This is a genomic window from Caenibius sp. WL (assembly GCF_019803445.1).
Taxonomy (GTDB): domain Bacteria; phylum Pseudomonadota; class Alphaproteobacteria; order Sphingomonadales; family Sphingomonadaceae; genus Caenibius.
Map to the genome: position 1 here is coordinate 2,632,269 of NZ_CP081844.1, position 16,436 is coordinate 2,648,704.

Annotated in this window: 18 protein-coding genes; 8 read left to right on the top strand and 10 right to left on the bottom strand. The window is 61.7% G+C overall.

All coding sequences use genetic code 11. The annotated features are described in order from the left end of the window. Positions 1-8: 8 nt before the first annotated feature. The 7 genes from K5X80_RS12580 to ectA form a co-directional block, all read right to left on the bottom strand. Complete coding sequence (locus K5X80_RS12580) at positions 9-1,265, bottom strand: mechanosensitive ion channel family protein (RefSeq protein ID WP_222558067.1); 1,257 nt, start codon at positions 1,263-1,265, stop codon at positions 9-11. Beyond that, entirely contained in the window at positions 1,265-2,605 is a 1,341-nt protein-coding gene (locus tag K5X80_RS12585) for an MFS transporter (RefSeq protein ID WP_222558068.1), read from the bottom strand. The genes K5X80_RS12580 and K5X80_RS12585 overlap by 1 nt, the downstream gene beginning before the upstream one ends. After that, the gene (locus tag K5X80_RS12590; protein ID WP_222558069.1) at positions 2,602-3,852 is read right to left on the bottom strand and encodes an MFS transporter; all 1,251 of its coding nucleotides are present in this window, start codon (positions 3,850-3,852) and stop codon (positions 2,602-2,604) included. The genes K5X80_RS12585 and K5X80_RS12590 overlap by 4 nt, the downstream gene beginning before the upstream one ends. A gap of 80 nt (positions 3,853-3,932) precedes the next feature. After that, entirely contained in the window at positions 3,933-4,847 is a 915-nt protein-coding gene (gene thpD, locus K5X80_RS12595; RefSeq protein ID WP_222558070.1) for an ectoine hydroxylase, read from the bottom strand. 26 nt (positions 4,848-4,873) lie between these two features. Next, the gene (locus tag K5X80_RS12600; RefSeq protein ID WP_222558071.1) at positions 4,874-5,284 is read right to left on the bottom strand and encodes an ectoine synthase; all 411 of its coding nucleotides are present in this window, start codon (positions 5,282-5,284) and stop codon (positions 4,874-4,876) included. 14 nt (positions 5,285-5,298) lie between these two features. Then, positions 5,299-6,603, bottom strand: coding sequence for a diaminobutyrate--2-oxoglutarate transaminase (gene ectB / locus K5X80_RS12605; RefSeq protein WP_222558072.1), 1,305 nt, complete (start codon positions 6,601-6,603; stop codon positions 5,299-5,301). After that, positions 6,603-7,121 carry a diaminobutyrate acetyltransferase gene (ectA, locus tag K5X80_RS12610; RefSeq protein ID WP_222558073.1) on the bottom strand — a complete coding sequence of 173 codons (519 nt, stop codon included), beginning with the start codon at positions 7,119-7,121 and terminating at the stop codon, positions 6,603-6,605. Before ectA ends, ectB begins: the two co-directional genes overlap by 1 nt. 296 nt (positions 7,122-7,417) lie before the next feature. Between ectA and K5X80_RS12615 the strand changes: the two genes are divergently transcribed. From K5X80_RS12615 to K5X80_RS12635, 5 genes are all read left to right on the top strand, one after another. Further along, positions 7,418-7,906, top strand: coding sequence for a MarR family winged helix-turn-helix transcriptional regulator (locus K5X80_RS12615; RefSeq protein WP_261390524.1), 489 nt, complete (start codon positions 7,418-7,420; stop codon positions 7,904-7,906). A gap of 107 nt (positions 7,907-8,013) precedes the next feature. Beyond that, positions 8,014-9,357, top strand: a complete 1,344-nt coding sequence (locus K5X80_RS12620) for an MFS transporter (RefSeq protein WP_222558074.1) — start codon at positions 8,014-8,016, stop codon at positions 9,355-9,357. Between the two features lie 132 nt (positions 9,358-9,489). Then, positions 9,490-10,038, top strand: a complete 549-nt coding sequence (locus K5X80_RS12625; protein ID WP_222558075.1) for a hypothetical protein — start codon at positions 9,490-9,492, stop codon at positions 10,036-10,038. A gap of 37 nt (positions 10,039-10,075) precedes the next feature. Next, on the top strand, positions 10,076-10,744 hold the full coding sequence (locus K5X80_RS12630; protein ID WP_222558076.1) for an SEN1982 family lipoprotein: 669 nt from the start codon (positions 10,076-10,078) through the stop codon (positions 10,742-10,744). A gap of 48 nt (positions 10,745-10,792) precedes the next feature. After that, entirely contained in the window at positions 10,793-11,983 is a 1,191-nt protein-coding gene (locus K5X80_RS12635) for a hypothetical protein (RefSeq protein ID WP_222558077.1), read from the top strand. Positions 11,984-12,041: 58 nt separating this feature from the next. On the opposite strand, the gene K5X80_RS12640 is transcribed toward K5X80_RS12635, so the two are convergent. Continuing rightward, a complete protein-coding gene (locus tag K5X80_RS12640) occupies positions 12,042-12,491 on the bottom strand; it encodes a DUF6766 family protein (protein ID WP_261390525.1) in 450 nt (149 codons plus the stop codon). 201 nt (positions 12,492-12,692) lie between these two features. Between K5X80_RS12640 and K5X80_RS12645 the strand changes: the two genes are divergently transcribed. Together K5X80_RS12645 and K5X80_RS12650 are read left to right on the top strand one after the other, a co-directional pair. Beyond that, positions 12,693-13,244, top strand: a complete 552-nt coding sequence (locus K5X80_RS12645) for a CinA family protein (RefSeq protein ID WP_261390526.1) — start codon at positions 12,693-12,695, stop codon at positions 13,242-13,244. Positions 13,245-13,252: 8 nt separating this feature from the next. After that, a complete protein-coding gene (locus K5X80_RS12650) occupies positions 13,253-14,218 on the top strand; it encodes a DNA topoisomerase IB (protein ID WP_222558078.1) in 966 nt (321 codons plus the stop codon). Between the two features lie 19 nt (positions 14,219-14,237). On the opposite strand, the gene K5X80_RS12655 is transcribed toward K5X80_RS12650, so the two are convergent. Further along, a complete protein-coding gene (locus K5X80_RS12655) occupies positions 14,238-15,089 on the bottom strand; it encodes an SDR family oxidoreductase (protein ID WP_222558079.1) in 852 nt (283 codons plus the stop codon). Positions 15,090-15,213: 124 nt separating this feature from the next. Then, positions 15,214-15,810, bottom strand: coding sequence for a UdgX family uracil-DNA binding protein (locus tag K5X80_RS12660; RefSeq protein WP_222558080.1), 597 nt, complete (start codon positions 15,808-15,810; stop codon positions 15,214-15,216). 215 nt (positions 15,811-16,025) lie between these two features. Here K5X80_RS12660 and K5X80_RS12665 point away from each other — a divergent pair, with 215 nt between their 5' ends. After that, complete coding sequence (locus K5X80_RS12665) at positions 16,026-16,433, top strand: low affinity iron permease family protein (RefSeq protein ID WP_222558081.1); 408 nt, start codon at positions 16,026-16,028, stop codon at positions 16,431-16,433. The last annotated feature ends 3 nt before the right edge of the window (positions 16,434-16,436 follow it).

The window sequence follows — 16,436 nt, forward strand, 5'->3', positions numbered from 1 at the left end:
TAGCGCGGTCACGCGACTTCGCGTGTACTCCGTTCCTCCAGCATTTGCGCCAAGTCCCGCCCCGTCGGCTGCTGGAACAGCCTCAAGCCGAATTCGGGCAGGATCGCCAGGAAATGGTCGAAGATATCGGCCTGGATGCTCTCGTACGGCCCCCACTCCGTGGTGTTGGCGAAAGCGTAGATCTCCAACGGCAGGCCATGTTCGCTCGGCGCCAGTTGGCGGACCAGCAGCGTCTTGTCGTCCGCGATATCCGCGCGTGACCGCAAGTAAGCCAGCATATAGGCACGGAAGGTGCCGATATTCGTCAATCGGCGCGCATCCACGTCCTGCCGGATGCCCTGACTGGTGTTCCAGCGCTCGATATCGTCGGTCTTGTCCTGAAGGTAATCGCGCAGGAGCTGAAAGCGGGAAAGGCTCTCGAAATCCCGCACATCGAGGAAGCGCACGCTGTTCTGGTCGATCTTGATCGAACGCATGATGCGCCGCCCGCCCGATTCCGCCATGCCGCGCCAGTTGCGGAAACTTTCGTCGATCAGGCGATGCGTCGGGATGGTGGTGATCGTCTTGTCGAAGTTCTGCACTTTCACCGTATGCAGCGCGATATCGATGACATCGCCATCGGCGTTGAATTGCGGCATTTCGATCCAGTCGCCCACCCGGACCATATCGTTCGAGCCGATCTGGACCGATGCCACCAGCGAAAGGATCGTGTCCTTGAACACCAGCATCAGCACGGCGGCCATCGCCCCCAGGCCCGACAGCAGCAGGAACGGCGAACGATCCATCAACGCCGCGATGATGAGGATGCCCGCCGCGCTGTAGAGAACGAGCTTTGCAACCTGCACGTAACCCTTGATCGGCCTGTTGGCGGCACCCGGGCGGCGTTGGTAGAGATCGTTCACGAGATTGAGCGCACCGCTCAGCGCGATGGCGATAGTCAGGATGATGAACGCCGCGCAGAAGCTGCGCACCGCCACGATGGCGCCCGCCGGAAGATGGGGCACGGCACCGATGCCCGCCTGGATAATCAGCGCGGGCAGAATGTTCGACAGCCGTGCCACGATCGAACCGATATGCTGCGCTTCGACCGGGAAAGGCAGGTGCGCCAACACGCGCAGAAGCAGCCGCAGCACGATCTGCTTGGCAATCCAGTTCGCGATCCAGGCGACCAGCGCCAGCCCCGCAATCGCGAGCGCGGCCTGCGCGACAGGGCTTTGGATCAAGGTCTGCAAACCATCGGGAAGAAAGGAAAGCCGGGATGTCATCAATGCGCCTCCTGCGTGAAGCTGTCGAAGTGGAGCGGCTGCCCTGCGGTTTCCGGCATGAACACCAGCGCCGCCATGCCTACGAGGCAAGCACCCATCATGTAGAAAGCAGGCATCAGGTCATTGCCGGTGAGCATGATCAACCCGCTTCCGATTGCCGGGGCGGTGCCGCCAAACAGCGATGTCGCAACGTTGTATGCGATGGCGAACCCTGCGAAACGCACCGATGTCGGGAACAGCGCCGGGAAAGTCGCCGAGATCATCGCCAGCTGCGGTGCATAAAGCAGGCCCAGCAGGACGAACCCCAGCATCGCCCCCCAGACACCGGTCGCCATGACCATGTACAGCGGCACGACAAGCGCAAACAGGCCAATCAGCGAAATCCACCACAGCGGCTTGCGCCCGATCCGGTCGGACAGCGCCCCCAGTGCCGGCAGGAACAGCATCATGAACAGCATGCCGACAATCGGGACGATCAGCGACTGGTCCACCGAAAGACCGATTTGCCGCTCCAGATAAGTCGGCATGTAGCTGAGCAACGTGTAATTGGCGACGTTGAGCGCCACCACCAGTCCACCCATCACGATCAGCGGGCGCCAGTACCGTACCACCAGCTTGCCCAGCGGGGGCGTGGTGTGCACTGCCCTGTCGGCCCGAGCTTCCTGCGCACGGAATACGGGCGTATCCTCCATTTGCGCGCGCAGATAGAGGCCGACCAATCCCATCGGCCCGGCCAGCAAGAAGGGGATACGCCAGCCCCAATCATGCATCGCATCGGTGCCGAGCAGCAGCGAAAAACCGAGCATCAACATGGCCCCGAGCGAGAAGCCCGCCAAAGTCCCGACTTCGAGAAAACAGCCGTAGAAGCCGCGTTTGTTGTCAGGCGCATATTCCGCCATGAATGTCGCCGCGCCCCCATATTCTCCGCCGGTCGAAAAGCCCTGCACCATCCGCAGGACAACCAAGAGCAGCGGGGCCCAGAAACCGATGGTGGCATAAGTCGGGATCAGTCCGACGGCGAACGTCGCGCCCGACATGATCAGGATCGTGAACGCCAGCACGGACTTGCGCCCGATCCTGTCCCCTAGCGGGCCCCAGAAAATTCCACCCAGCGGGCGCACGAGGAAGGAGATCGCGAAAGTGGCCAACGCAAACAGCACCGCATCGCCCATGTCGCCGGGAAACAGCGCCGCCGAAATGTATGTCACGCCATAGGCATAAATGCCGTAGTCGAACCATTCCGTGGCGTTGCCAATGGCCGAGGCGGCGATGGCCCGGCGTATCGTGCTTGCGCCGACAGGCCCGGTCGCATCGGGCGCACGGGCGGGAGAGGTCGTCATGATTGCTCCTGTGCAGTGTCGTCAGGATCAGCCGCCTGTGGATCGAGCATGGCCACCACCGGGGTCGTGCGCGGCAGCAGTTGATAGTCCCCCTGGAGAGGCCCCGGGACCGGGGCCGAAGCGGCCTGCCGCCAGATGCCGAACAGGAACATTCCCGCAGCGATGGCGGCGATGAACAGAAAGAGGCCCTGAGATCCGGCGACAGTCATCGCCAGCGCGCCACCGATCGGGCCCAGCACCGCGCCGATGGAATAGAGCAGGACCAGCCCGCCGGTTGCGGCAACCCGCGTGCTGTCATCGAGATGGTCGTTGGTATGCGCGACACAGAGGGGATACAGCGCGAAGCTCGCCCCGCCGAACATAGCCCCTGCCAGCAGCAAGGGCGCACCCGTGCCGGTGATGAACACGAGAGCAAGCGAGCAGAGCGCGGCCCCGGCGAAAGTGCCCACGATCACCACACGCCTATCGAATCGGTCCGACAACCGGCCGAGCGGCCATTGCAGCGCCACCCCGCCCGCGATGACCGTGCTCATGAACAACGCCGTCGCGGCCAAATCGAGGCCAAGCCTGCGGACATGGACCGCCGCCAACCCATAAAACGCCCCCAGCATCATCCCCGTCATCGCTGCGCCGACAGCGCCAAGGGGGGATGCGGCATAGAGCCGTGCCATGTTGAACGGCTGCGCCTCCCCCGGCGCGGGGGCGGCAATCCGGGTCAGCAGCACCGGAATACTCGCCAGCGAGATCACCAGCGACGCGACCATGAACAGGACTGCGGGTTGCTGCACATCAAGATTGAGCAGGAACTGCCCCAGCGCCTGCCCAAGATAGAGCGCGACCATATAACCGGCGAGGATGCTGCCGCGTGTCCGGGCATCCGCCTTCTCGTTCAACCAGCTTTCCAGACAGACGAATACGCCCGCCACGCACAGTCCGTCGACAAAGCGCAAACAGGCCCAGAACCACGCGTCTTCGAACAGGCCATAAGCCAGCGTACTGGCCGAAAACAGCGAAACGACAGCAGCGAAAACCCGGATATGGCCCACCCGGTGCACGACCGGGGCCACCCGCAAGGCGCCGATGGACAGCCCCGCGAAATAGGCGGTCGAAACCAGCCCGATCATCAGGGTTCCGCTGCCGGCCCGTTCCAGGCGGAGGCTGACCAGCGTCGTCAGGAAGCCACTTCCCACCATCAGCGCGAAAATGGCGGTCAGCAGGCTGCGGACGCGAAGAAGGGATTCAATCATCGCCCGCTACGCCGCGTTCTCCGCTGCGCATCGACGGCTCAGCGCCGCCAAAACCCGGGTGCGGACCGGGTGGCCGTGCATCACGTCAGTTCTTCAATCAACGAACCGGACACCGGCGCGATGGGGATAGGTTCGCGGGTGGCGATGAAATCCGGCCGGGGCGTATCGACCCCGAACGGGGCCTGAAGCCGGTTCGAAAGGGCATTATAAACCAGAAACACGTTCGCACGCGGAAATGGCGTGATGTTGCCATTCGATCCGTGCATCACATTGCAATCGAATATGATCATCGTGCCCGGCTTCCCCAGCGGTGCAACGATGCCCAGTTCATGCGCGAGTTCAGTCAGCCTCTGCTCGTCAGGCACACCGTATTCCTGTTTCTTGAGCGAGGATTTGTAATGATCCTCCGGCGTCTCCCCCACACAGGTGAGATAGTGCCGGTGCGATCCGGGGATCAGCATCAGCGGGCCGTTATGCTGCGTATTTTCGCTCAGTAGGACAGACATGGACAACGCCCGCATGCGCGGCATGCCATCCTCCACGTGCCAGGTTTCGAAATCGGAATGCCAGAAGAATTCCTTCCCCGCGAAACCCGGCTTGTAGTTGAGCCGCGACTGGTGAAGGTAAACCTCGTCACCCAGCAGGAAACGCGCGACACCGGCCAGCCGTTCATCCGCCGCCAGCCGTGCCATGGCGCGGTTCTGGACATGGATTTCAAAGATCGAGCGGATTTCCGTTCCGCCGGGCTCGGTGATGATCGTATCGGGGGCCAATGATGCCGGATCGCCCAGCATCGCCCCCGCCTCCTTCTGCAGGCAGACCATTTCCTCCGGCGAAAAGACATCTTCCAGCACCAGATAACCGTCCCGGTCGAACTGTTCCGCCTGGTGCCGCGACAGGGGGCAATCAGGCGTCCATTCGCCATGGATCACCGGATCGAGGCGCGGCAGCAAACGCGATTCAGCCTGCCGCCGCGACGGATAGATATCGTACATCGAGGCTCGCCTTTCGTTCTGCCCGCTCAGGATACCGCTGCCGCCACTTTCGCTTCCGGATCAGCCGGATAAGCGCCGGTTTCGTCATGCACTTCGCGGCCCGTCACCGGAGGATTGAAGACGCAGGCGGTCAGGATATCGGTTTCCGGCCGCACGATATGGCGGTCGTGCGCGTTCAGAGCATAAAGCACGCCCGGCGCCAGAGGGTGCACTTCGCCGGTGCCGAGATCTTCGATCGTTCCCGTGCCGGAAAGGACCAGCACCGCCTCCAGATGGTTCTGGTAATGCATGGCCAGTTCCTCACCCGCGTACATTGTCGTGACGTGGAACGAGAAGCCCATGCCATCGTCCTTGAGCAGCAGACGGGCGCTGTCCCACCCGTTCGATTTGACGTTGCGTTCGGAAGCACGGGTTTCTTCAAGAGTGCGGATAAGCATATGCTGGAATCTCCTTATTCTGCCGCCACGCCAAGCGCCGGGGCGACGGCTTCGCGGATGCATTGATCGAGGATGTCGAGCCCGGCGCTCAGCACCTCGTCCTCGATGACGAGGGGGGCGAGAACTTTCACGATCTCATCGTGTGCGCCGCTGGTTTCGATAATCAGCCCGCGTTCGAAGCAGGCCGACGTGACCGCCGCCGCCAGTTCGCCCGAGCCCATATCGATGCCGCGCATCATCCCGCGCCCGCGGGTGGACAGGCCCATTTCCCCGGCGATCCGGTCTAGGCGATTACCCAGCAGCCTACCACGCCGCTCCACATCGCTGGCAAACGCGTCACTGCTCCAGAAATGCCTCAGGGCCGCTTCGGCGGTAATGAAAGCATGGTTGTTGCCTCGGAACGTCCCATTGTGTTCGCCGGGGCCCCAGCGATCATGCTCCGGCCGGAACAGGGTGAGCGCGAACGGAAGGCCCATGCCCGAAAGCGATTTGGCCATCGTCACGATATCCGGGGCAATGCCCATATCCTCGAAACTGAAAAAGCCACCTGTACGGCCGCACCCGGCCTGAACGTCATCCACGATCAGCAACGCCCCGTGCCGCCGGGCGATCTTGGCGATGGCGCGCAGCCATTCGGGCGATGCGGCGTTGACACCCCCTTCCCCCTGCACCGTTTCGACCAGAATCGCGGCGGGCGCGTCCAGCCCGCTGGAAGGATCGGAAAGACGCTGATCCAGCAGCGCCGCCGTATCGACATCCGGGCCATAATAGCCATCGTAGGGTTCATGGCTCACATGGCTAAGCGGCACCCCTGCGCCGCTGCGCTTGGACGCGTTGCCGGTGCAGGCCAGCGCGCCCAGCGTCATCCCGTGGAAGCCGTTGGTGAACGCGATCACCATTTCGCGCCCGGTGATCTTGCGGGCCAGCTTGATCGCCGCTTCCACCGCATTGGTCCCTGTCGGGCCGGTGAACATCACCCGATAATCGAGATTGCGCGGCTTGAGGATCACCCGCTCGAACGTTTCGAGGAAACGCTGCTTGGCATCGGTGTGGAGATCGAGCCCATGGGCGATCCCATCAGCCGCCACGTAATCGAGCAGCGCCTGTTTCAGGATAGGGTGATTGTGGCCGTAGTTGAGCGTCGAACAGCCGGACAGGAAGTCCAGATAGCGGCCGCCGTTGCCGTCATACATCCAGACCGATTCCGCACGATTGAACTGGCGCGGCATGGCGCGCGCATAGCTGCGCACCACCGATTCCCGTCGTTCGTAAATCCGCGTGTCGGGCGCAACGTGGCTGGGTTTGGGCGTGCGGGTCATCAGATGGACTCCTTGCTGGAATTTGGCTCCGCGCTGTCAGGGGCTGCGGAGCGGAAGGGGCCGATGCGGGCACACCATTCGGTGTCATGGGCATCGGCGAAATGGGCTGTGCGATCGAAGCGAAGCGTCTTCTCCAGTGGGGCCTGGCGGCTGCGCGCAAACCCTTCGAACAAGGCCCAGGAAGCGCGATTGCCGGCCGTGACCGTGCTGGAAAGAAACGCGATGGGCTGGATCTGCGCACGCCTCACCAGATGGTCGAGCATCCGGCTTGCCAATCGCTCGCCCCGCGCCTGCGCGGCGACGGCCACCTGCCAGATGAACAGTTCCTCCGGCCGCGACGGGAGGCGATAGCCTGAAATCCAGCCGACAATGGCGCCGTTCCGTTCGGCCACGATGCAGGTGTCTGCAAAATCGGTGCATTGCAGGAGATTGCAGTAAGCCGAATTGCCATCGAGTGGCGGGCAGGCCGCTATCAAGGCCGTGATCGCCGGCCCATCGGTCGCCACGGGCCTACGCAAACGTGTGGCGGACTCTGCTTCCTCAGTTTCCTCAAAAGTGCCGCCGCCATCGTCCGGCAGCGCGGCAAGCACATTTCCTACACCACTCGAGATGCTTAATCTCCCTGAAGTATATTTCACATCATGGAAGGATCGATTCCCTCATCGCGGGTGCATATATCCTCTAAGATTATGATTTTTCAAGGTCAGACAGAAAAAAGGGGTTCGAACAGACTGCCAACAAACCAGATATATCCTTCATATTTTTAATTATATTCCGTTTGAGAAAATATGTGGTCCACCGTAAATCTGCCCGTGTGGACGAACCCATCACCAACCTTGCGCTGCGATCGCTGCGCCGCATTCTCCGCGCCGCCGAACGCGGCGGGCGGCAGCTCGCCACGGCCACCGGGCTCACCGCCTCCCAGCTTCTCGTGCTGCAGGAAATCCATCGGCGGCGGGAAGCCATTCCCAGCACCATCGCGGCAGCGCTGCATTTCAGCCAACCGACCATCACCTCGCTGGTCGACCGGCTGGTGGCAGCCGGTCTCGTCACCCGGCAACGGGGGGAGCGCGACCGGCGCCAGGTCCTCTTGCGCGCGTCGGCCAAAGGCGAAGCAGTCCTGGCCGGCGCGCCGGACCTGCTGCAGGAGCGCTTCAGCGAACGGTTCGCCACGCTCAAACCGTGGGAACAGGCCATGATCCTGGCGAGCCTCGAACGGTTGAGCGATCTGCTGGACGCCACCGATATAGACGCGGCGCCGCTGCTCGATTCCGGTGCCATCGACCGCGCCTCGCCGGGCTGAGAACCGTCTCCGCATTCCCGGCATAGCCCGGATTCCCGCAGACCGGCTTGCATAGCACCCGTCGTTGCGCCATCGCTGACGGTTCAAGGGGATGGGATCGGAAAGCGATGCAACACGAAGAAACGGCAAACCTGCCTTACCTGCGCAAAGTGGTCGGGGCTTCGATGGCCGGAACGGTCGTCGAATGGTACGAATTCTTCCTTTACGGAACCGCGGCCACGCTGGTTTTCGGCAAGCTGTTCTTTCCCCCGACCGGCAACGAACTGGATGGTGTTATTGCCGCGTTCGCTACGTATGCGGTCGGCTTCATCGCGCGGCCGCTGGGCGGCATCGTTTTCGGGCATATCGGCGACCGGATCGGGCGCAAATCGCTGTTGCAGTTCAGTCTCATCCTGATCGGCGCATCGACTTTCCTCATGGGGTGCCTGCCCACGTTCAACACCATCGGTTATTGGGCGCCGGTGCTGCTGGTGTTGCTGCGCTTCATCCAGGGTTTTGCGCTGGGCGGCGAATGGGGCGGCGCGGTATTGCTGGTGGCCGAACACAGTCCCAATCGCAGCCGCGCTTTCTGGGGCAGTTTCCCGCAGGCCGGGGTGCCGCTGGGCAATCTGCTGGCCACTATCGTGCTGCTCGTCCTCTCCGCCACGCTTTCGGACGAGGCGTTCCTGTCATGGGGATGGCGCATCGGCTTCTGGCTGTCGGTCATCATCGTTGGCGTCGGGTACTATATCCGCACGCAAGTCACAGATTCCCCGATTTTTGAAGCCGCGAAAGCCGAAGCGGAAAAGCGTGCGGACGCAGGCTATGGCCTCACCGAGGTGTTCCGCCACTACCCACGCGGCGTGCTGAACGCGATGGGCCTTCGCGTGGGTGAGAATATCCTCTACTACATGGTCGTCACTTTCTCGATCACCTACCTCGCGCATATCGGCGTGGACACCACCGATATCCTCGCCCTGCTGTTCTGTGCGCATATCCTCCACGTCGTGATTATCCCGCCAATCGGCGCGCTGGCCGACAGGATCGGCCGCAAACCGGTCTATGCCCTCGGCGCGGCGCTGACGATGGCCTGGCCTTTCGCGGCCTTCCCCATGTTCGCGACCGCCAATCTCGGCATTATTCTCGCCGCCATCTTTATCGGCATGATCGTGCATGCCCTGATGTATGCATCCCAGCCCGCGATCATGGCCGAAATGTTTCCCACCCGGATGCGCTATTCCGGCGTATCGCTGGGTTATCAGGTCACGGCGATCTTCGCCGGTTCCTGGGCCCCGCTGATCGGCACCGCGCTTCTGCGTGAATACAACGATTGGCTGCCGATCGCGTTCTACATCCTCGGCGCGGGGGCCGTCAGCCTCATCTCCGCGATCTACATGGCGGAAAGCAAAGGCGTGTCCCTCCTTGCCATCGACCGCGAAGATCGCAGGCGGACGGAAGAAGCGTCGGCATAGCGAATGCCCGGACACACTCAATACATCGACGAAGCGGCCATTGAGTGCGGTGAAATCATGACGCAAACGAACCTTTGATCCACAACCCTGCTAAGGTCCCGGCAGATCGATCGATTTGGGGAAGGATCATATATGACGCGTGGTAAGTGGCTTGCCGCTGGTCTTTGCACTCTGGCTCTCACCGCATGCTCTTCGCCATCGGAAACGCCCACAGCTGACAAGACGCAAGTCGCACCACCGCAGGCAGAAGCTCCGGTTTCCGGCAATGCTCCTTCTCCGGCAACCGCCGATGCAGCGCGCACGATCACGCTGAACACGCAGGGCGTCGCGCCGATCGGCCTGACCGTCCGCGTAAAGGGGATCGAACTCGGCACTGACGCGACTCTGCTCAACGTCAGCGCCTCCTATGGCGGGACCCAGACCAACAATATACCGCTAGCGTCCGATCCGACCTATCTGCAGGATGAGCAAGGCAACAAGCTGATGCTCAAGCCGCCGACGGACAATCCGCGCCTCAATATCATTCGCGGTCAGCAGATGGATGGGCAACTCGTGTTCCTGGGGGCAGTTCCCCAGGATGCGAAGGCACTGACACTGGTGTTCAACAACAACAATCCCGGTGACGATATCATAGCACCCGGGCTCTCGATCCCGTTGAAACTGGACGCAGCTTCACAGTGATCCCAACCTTGCCGTCCCGGCTATCACGCGAGGCCCGATGCATACGCGTTTCCTGATCCCTGCCGTTCTGCTGGCCTTGGCAGGCTGCTCCTCTCCGGCATCCAATGAAGAGGCATGGGTTGCCGGGGACGATGAAGAAATCACGGCCCCGTCCAAGGCCGAGGTCCACACCCTCCTGCAAGGCTGGTTCGACGCCAATCTGCAATGCACGCCGTTCTTCCCGCTGCCGCACGATATCCCTGCTGATGCCGAACACAGGCGCAAGCAGATGCAGGCCTTCATCGATGCGGGGCTGCTGCGGATGGAGGGGGAACTGTCTCTCGCCGATCCCAATTCGGGTTCAGGGCAGCGCCGCGTTATCCGCTACGCCGCGACACCCGAAGGCGAAAAGCAGTTCAGGCCGGGCACAGGCGTGCTCAAGAACCAGAAGACCGTGCTTTGTTATGGCCGACCGGAAGTGAAGATCGACAATGTCGGCGATCCGGACACGACTTTTAGCAGGCTGGAAGTCACCTATCGCTACCGGCTCACCGATATCCCTGCATGGGCACGGTCGCCCTCTATTCTCGCGTTCTATCCCGGCTTTCAGGAACGGCTTGAGCGAGAGGAAGAAGAGCATCAAACCCTGTACCAGAAAGACGGGAAATGGGAACTGGAACGCCCGCCGTCTCTTGCTATGTTCGATCTCCAGCAATTGAGCCGCTGAGGGGCGAATGTCCTTTCAAGGGTGAGAAAGGACACGGAGGGGAACATCATGGAAAAGCCGCATTTCGACCGGCGCGATTTTTTCGGCGGCGCGGGCCTGATCGGTCTGGCCGCTCTTACCGCCTCATCGGCCCATGCCCAATCGCTTCCCCTACCTCCTGGCGATGCGCTCGATGCCGCGATGAATCATTTTGCGGATGTCATAAGGCAGTTCCATGCTGAGTTCCCGTCACTCGAAGCGCCGGATACGCAGATCGATCGTGCGGAAGGCTATCGTCTGTTCCTGCGTTATCTGACGATCGGGATCGACCAGTTCATCCAGTTTGCCGATCCCGCTTTCCCCGCGTTTCATCAAAAGACACGGGACGGGGTTCGCAAGTTCGCCGGCGACAGCCCGGAACAGCTTTACGACGTGGCGGTGATTTCCGGTGAATACGATTACGTGGTGACCGGAAACATGCGTGAAACGGCGCTTATTGAATGCACCGTCTATTCCGGCCAGCTCAAGGAAGGGACAAGTCGCCGGCGCCTGATTGCCAGCATCACCGATGAGCAACTGAACCTCGACAAGGAAGGCAATTTCACTGTGCATCTCAACCGCACCGGTCAGGGTCCGAATGCCTTGCGACTGGACCAGGACGCCAGTTCGCTGGTGGTGCGGCGTTATTTGCGCGATCCGTGGAAAGACCGCCCGCGCCCTCTGGAAATCCGCCGGACCAGCGGCAACCCACCACTCTCCACTCTCGCGCCCGACCAGCTTGCGACAGCGATCGGAGCCGCGGCCGATTTCGCGATCTGGAATGTAAAGACCTGGGCCCGCTGGACTGCGAAGGATCGCATGGCAAAGCGCAACCAGCTCACCCATTTCGACGACACGGGCGACATCTACACTCCGGCAGGCCATCGATACCTTTCCGGCTACTGGCAAGTGCCGCCGGGGAAGGCTTTGCTCATCACATTCGCTCCTCCGGCCGGTGCTTACTGGAGCTTTGTGCCGATGAACTTCTGGATGGAATCGCTCGAATGGCGGTTCGGCAACCGCGTGTTCGCCAGCAGCTATCTCACCCCGCCCGGCAAGGACGGTCACGTTCGCCTGGCCCTGGCGGAGAGCGATCCGCATCTGCCCGGCACGTACTGGCTGGAAACGCTCGGGCACGGCGAAGGTGCAATGGCGCTGCGCCTCGCTCGTTATTCTGGCCCGATGCCTGAGGTGCGCTGCGAACTTATCACGCCCGGATAATCGCGCCGGCTGCTTCGCCGCAGTATAGAAGCCTGATGCTTCCGCGGATCAGGGACTACTACCCCTTACCCGGTTGTTCGCCGTGAGCATGCGGCCGGGCGTGGCCGTGCGTGCGCAGGTATACCTCATCGATCTGTTCGAGGAGACGTTCCCCTTCCTCGCCCCCTTGCATACGGATCAGCGCGTCGATCTTCGCTTCCAGCCGGTCGTCGTTTTCCTTCGATGCGGGCGATCCGAGATAAAGGAAATAGGCCAGCCCCACCACTTGCCAGAGCAGTTGCAGGAATTCCGATTGCCAGTTCTCGAACGTATCCCGCAACATCTGCGCGGAATATTCGCTGAAATCGGCCAGTTGCCCATGTGCGGATGTTTCCGCGAGATAGGATTTCCATCCGAAGTACCAATGAAGGAAAAGAGAGCCCGCAAAGAAGATCAGTGTAATCCAGCCGTAGGCGTATTTCCCCAGAATCCCCCACTTTCCGGCCGCCCGTTCCTGCTCAGTGGACATAAGCCTCTCCTGCCACCCAAGGGATAGTGCCGAATGCCGCTCATGCCGCAGGCTCCGGCAGCGATGATACGGAAGGCGAACGGGCTTGATCCGGCCACCCCGATGAAAGGTTCCGAAATACCGGCAGACCGTTGAGCCATGCTAACGCGGTGGATACAGCCGCGCCACGGGAACCAGGCCTGTGGCGGAGCATATGATACTGTGCAGGCATCGGGTGCGGGCCTGCTCCGTTCAACAGGCAAGGGCGTTCCGATGGCCGATGGCGATCCCGTTCAGACAGCAACCCGTTTGCTCAAGGAGTTGAACGCCTGTGAGTGGCGGGTGATGACGGTGGAGAGTTGCACCGGCGGGCTGGTATCCGCAATCCTGACGAACATTCCCGGATGCTCCCACGCTTTCGAGCGCGGACTGGTAACCTATTCCAACGAGGCGAAGCACGAGCTTGCCGGTGTCGATCCCGGCTTGATCGAGGAATTCGGGCCTGTGTCGTCGCAAGTGGCGCAAGCCATGGCCAGCGGCGGGCTGGCGGCATCCAACGCCCATCTTGCCCTTGCCCTCACCGGCTATGCCGATGACAACGAAGGGGAGGACAAGGCCGGAACCGTTTACGTGGCGGTTGCGACTGCCGACGGAACGGAAAGATGGCGCCTGTTCGATTTTGCCAGTGAACAGCGTGATGCCGTCCGCAACGCAGCGGCGCATGCGGTGATGCAACTGGCCCTAGACGTTCTGCTCGAAAAGAACCCGGCCTGAGCGCGCCCATGCACTATGTCCATGCGGATCAGCCCGGCATTTCCCGCAAGGCCTTGAAGCGGGGATGGGCCTATTACGACGAGCATGGCCATCGCATAACCGACCGGGAAGAGATCGACCGGCTTAACGCGATTGCCCTGCCACCCGCCTATAGCGATGCCTGGTTCAGCCCTTCGCCGGACGCCCATCTGCTGGCGACAGGCCGCGATGCGAGAGGGCGCAAGCAATACCGCTACCACCCCCGATTTCGATCCCGGAAAGAGCGCCAGAAGTATGCCAATTGCCTGTGCTTCGGCCAAGCCCTGCCCGCTTTGCGCAAACGCGTTGCCAAGGATCTGCGCCAGCGCAAACTGACGATGGAGCGCGCAGTCGCCGCACTGGTCCGCCTGCTGGATTGCGGGCATATCCGCGTCGGCAACGAACACTACGCGAAAAGCAACGGCAGCTACGGCGCCTGCACATTGCTGATGCGCCACGTCGATCATCGCGGCACCGGATTGCGGATTCGCTATCGCGGGAAAGGCGGCAAGGAGCAGGAACTTGAAATCGACGACCGCAGCCTTGCACGGTTCGTGCGCGACATGCAGGATTTGCCCGGCCAGCGCCTGTTCCAGTTTCTCGACTCGGACGGCAATCTGCAAACCGTGGGCTCTACGGATGTGAACGACTACATCCGTGCCGCCATGGGCGACGCTTTCACCGCCAAGGATTTCCGCACCTGGGGAGCGAGCGTGGCAGCGTTCGAGGCGCTGGTGGAGACGGACGGCGAGCTAAGCCCCCAGGCCATGGCCGAAATCGTCGCCGGCCGTCTGGGCAACACCCCGATCATCGCCCGCAAGTCCTATATTCATCCCAAACTGCTCGAATTTGCCGGAAAGCCTCCAACGGCCAGCCGGAAGCGCAGACTCAAGTTGCTGCGCGGCACACGCTGGCTATCGCCCGCCGAACGCGGACTGTTAAAGTTCCTGAGCTAGGATCGCTCCTGCTCTCCGATCAGCCGTTGACGATCGTTCCACCGTTGGGGTGCAGCACCTGCCCCGACATGTAGCTGGCGTCATCGCAAGCGAGGAACAGGAAACTGGGGGCGACTTCGTTCGGCTGGCCGGGGCGTTTCATTGGCGTATTCTTGCCGAACGTCTTCATCTTTTCCTTACTCGCCCCGCCGCAGGGGTTGAGAGGCGTCCAGATCGGCCCGGGCGCCACCGCGTTCACGCGGATGCCGTGTTCGATCAGGTTGGCGGAAAGCGAGCGGGTGAAAGCAGTGATGGCGCCTTTGCTGCTCGAATAGTCGAGCAGTTCCTCCGACCCTTTGTAATTCACCACACTGGTGCAATTGATGATCGCCGCCCCCTTTTTCAAATGCGGGCGCGCGGCGCGGACCAGGTAGAACATCGAAAAGATGTTTGTCTGGAAAGTCCGCTGCAACTGCTCGTCTGAAATGTCTTCAATCTCCTGATCGGGGTGCTGTTCGCCCGCGTTGTTGACGAGGATATCCAGCTGCCCGAACGCCTTGATCGTCTTGGCGACCACCTGCTCGCAGAATTTCGGATCACCGAGATCGCCGGAGAGAAAGATGGCCTTGCTCCCCTCCTCCTCGACAATACGAGCCGTTTCTTCCGCATCGTCATGTTCGGAAAGATAGGCGATCGCCACATTGGCGCCTTCGCGCGCGAAAAGAGCCGCAACCGCACGTCCGATACCGCTGTCCGCGCCCGTAATCAGCGCGACTTTGCCCGCCAGCCTGCCGGAACCGGGATACTTCGGTTCCCATTCGGGCTTGGGAGTCAGTTTGCTCTCATGGCCCGGCAACTTTCCTTCCGGCACCGGGGCGACTTTCGCAACCATGGCATCCTCCAATATCGCAAGGGAAACGCTTCAGGTTCTCTGGCCGTTCCACCGCCGGATGGATGAAGGGCGCGGTCCGCCGCAGTTGGGAGGAGCCCGGGCGCAAAACGCACGCCCAAAGGTATCAGCAGGCCTGCGTGGCTGCCTTGATCGCCACTGCCAGATCCCGGGTGAAGCGTTCCCGCTCTTCATGCCTGTCCGCCTCATCGCGCACGCGAAGCAGGTAGCTCGGGTGGACCGTGGGCACCAGTTTGCGCCCATCCCAGGCCAGAACCTTGCCGCGCACCGGCTTGATCGTGCGCTTCCCGGTGAGAGCGACCAGGGCTGTCCCGCCCAGAGCGACAATCACCTTGGGATCGACAAGGCGCACTTCCTCGCACAGCCACCACCGGTAATGCTTGATCTCACCCAGCGTCGGGGGCTGATGCAGCCGCCGCTTCCCCCGCTGGACATATTTGAAACGCTTCACGGCATTGGTGAAGAACAGGCTGGACCGGTCCGCACCAAGCTCATCGAGGCAGGCATCCAGCACTCTGCCTGCTGGGCCAACAAAAGGGCGCTGCTGCTGGTCCTCCACATCGCCGGGCTGTTCCCCGATCAGCATGAGCGCGGCGTGCCTTGCCCCTTCCCCTCTGACAAGCGTGGGGCTGAAATGAGCGAGGTGGCCGCTTTCGTCCTGCTCCAGCGCGCGATACAACTGATCCAGCGTTCTAAAACTCATTACAAACCTGCCGCTATGGCGGCCTTTCCTGCCGTTGGCATTATCTTCACTTGTGCGCTCGTTCTCTCCAAGAGCGATGGCGCCGCGTTATTCAGAAAATGTGCGGCCGGCACTTTGGTTGCCGATTTCTGCACGGCCTGTGGCAGAAAGGCTTGGGCCCAGCGTTCGGGCTCATGATCCATGCCGAACCCACCGCCATTTAGGGAAATGAGGATATGACGCGTTTTTTCACTCGTATCGCGGGCCGCATCGCCTTTCTGGCGGGGCAGCCGTCCGCTTTTCTGCTCGCCTTGCTGATCGTTGCCGTTTGGGCGGCATGCGGGCCGTTTCTCAATTTCTCCGAGACATGGCAGCTGGTGATTAACACAGGGACCACGATCATCACCTTCCTGATGATCTTCCTGGTCCAGAACTCGCAGAACCGCGATGCGGCAGCGCTTCAGGCCAAGCTCGACGAATTGATCCGGGTGGCGGCAGGCGCGGAGAACACCTTCATCGGTATCGAGCATCTGACCGAGGAGCAGATCGAAGCGATCCGCCGTAAACTGGAACAGGATTACGGGGTCGACGCAGACCATGGCGGCATGCACGCAACCATCCGGCGTCTCCAGTCCCGCCATTGAAAC

Coding starts and splice junctions, on each gene's coding strand:
- K5X80_RS12665 (WP_222558081.1), top strand. CDS start 16,026: ATGACGCGTTTTTTCACTCGTATCGCGGGCCGCATCGCCTTTCTGGCG.
- K5X80_RS12655 (WP_222558079.1), bottom strand. CDS start 15,089: ATGGTTGCGAAAGTCGCCCCGGTGCCGGAAGGAAAGTTGCCGGGCCAT.
- K5X80_RS12625 (WP_222558075.1), top strand. CDS start 9,490: ATGACGCGTGGTAAGTGGCTTGCCGCTGGTCTTTGCACTCTGGCTCTC.
- K5X80_RS12580 (WP_222558067.1), bottom strand. CDS start 1,265: ATGACATCCCGGCTTTCCTTTCTTCCCGATGGTTTGCAGACCTTGATC.
- ectB (WP_222558072.1), bottom strand. CDS start 6,603: ATGACCCGCACGCCCAAACCCAGCCACGTTGCGCCCGACACGCGGATT.
- K5X80_RS12630 (WP_222558076.1), top strand. CDS start 10,076: ATGCATACGCGTTTCCTGATCCCTGCCGTTCTGCTGGCCTTGGCAGGC.
- K5X80_RS12620 (WP_222558074.1), top strand. CDS start 8,014: ATGCAACACGAAGAAACGGCAAACCTGCCTTACCTGCGCAAAGTGGTC.
- K5X80_RS12650 (WP_222558078.1), top strand. CDS start 13,253: ATGCACTATGTCCATGCGGATCAGCCCGGCATTTCCCGCAAGGCCTTG.
- K5X80_RS12640 (WP_261390525.1), bottom strand. CDS start 12,491: ATGTCCACTGAGCAGGAACGGGCGGCCGGAAAGTGGGGGATTCTGGGG.
- K5X80_RS12585 (WP_222558068.1), bottom strand. CDS start 2,605: ATGACGACCTCTCCCGCCCGTGCGCCCGATGCGACCGGGCCTGTCGGC.
- K5X80_RS12590 (WP_222558069.1), bottom strand. CDS start 3,852: ATGATTGAATCCCTTCTTCGCGTCCGCAGCCTGCTGACCGCCATTTTC.
- K5X80_RS12660 (WP_222558080.1), bottom strand. CDS start 15,810: ATGAGTTTTAGAACGCTGGATCAGTTGTATCGCGCGCTGGAGCAGGAC.
- K5X80_RS12600 (WP_222558071.1), bottom strand. CDS start 5,284: ATGCTTATCCGCACTCTTGAAGAAACCCGTGCTTCCGAACGCAACGTC.
- K5X80_RS12635 (WP_222558077.1), top strand. CDS start 10,793: ATGGAAAAGCCGCATTTCGACCGGCGCGATTTTTTCGGCGGCGCGGGC.
- thpD (WP_222558070.1), bottom strand. CDS start 4,847: ATGTACGATATCTATCCGTCGCGGCGGCAGGCTGAATCGCGTTTGCTG.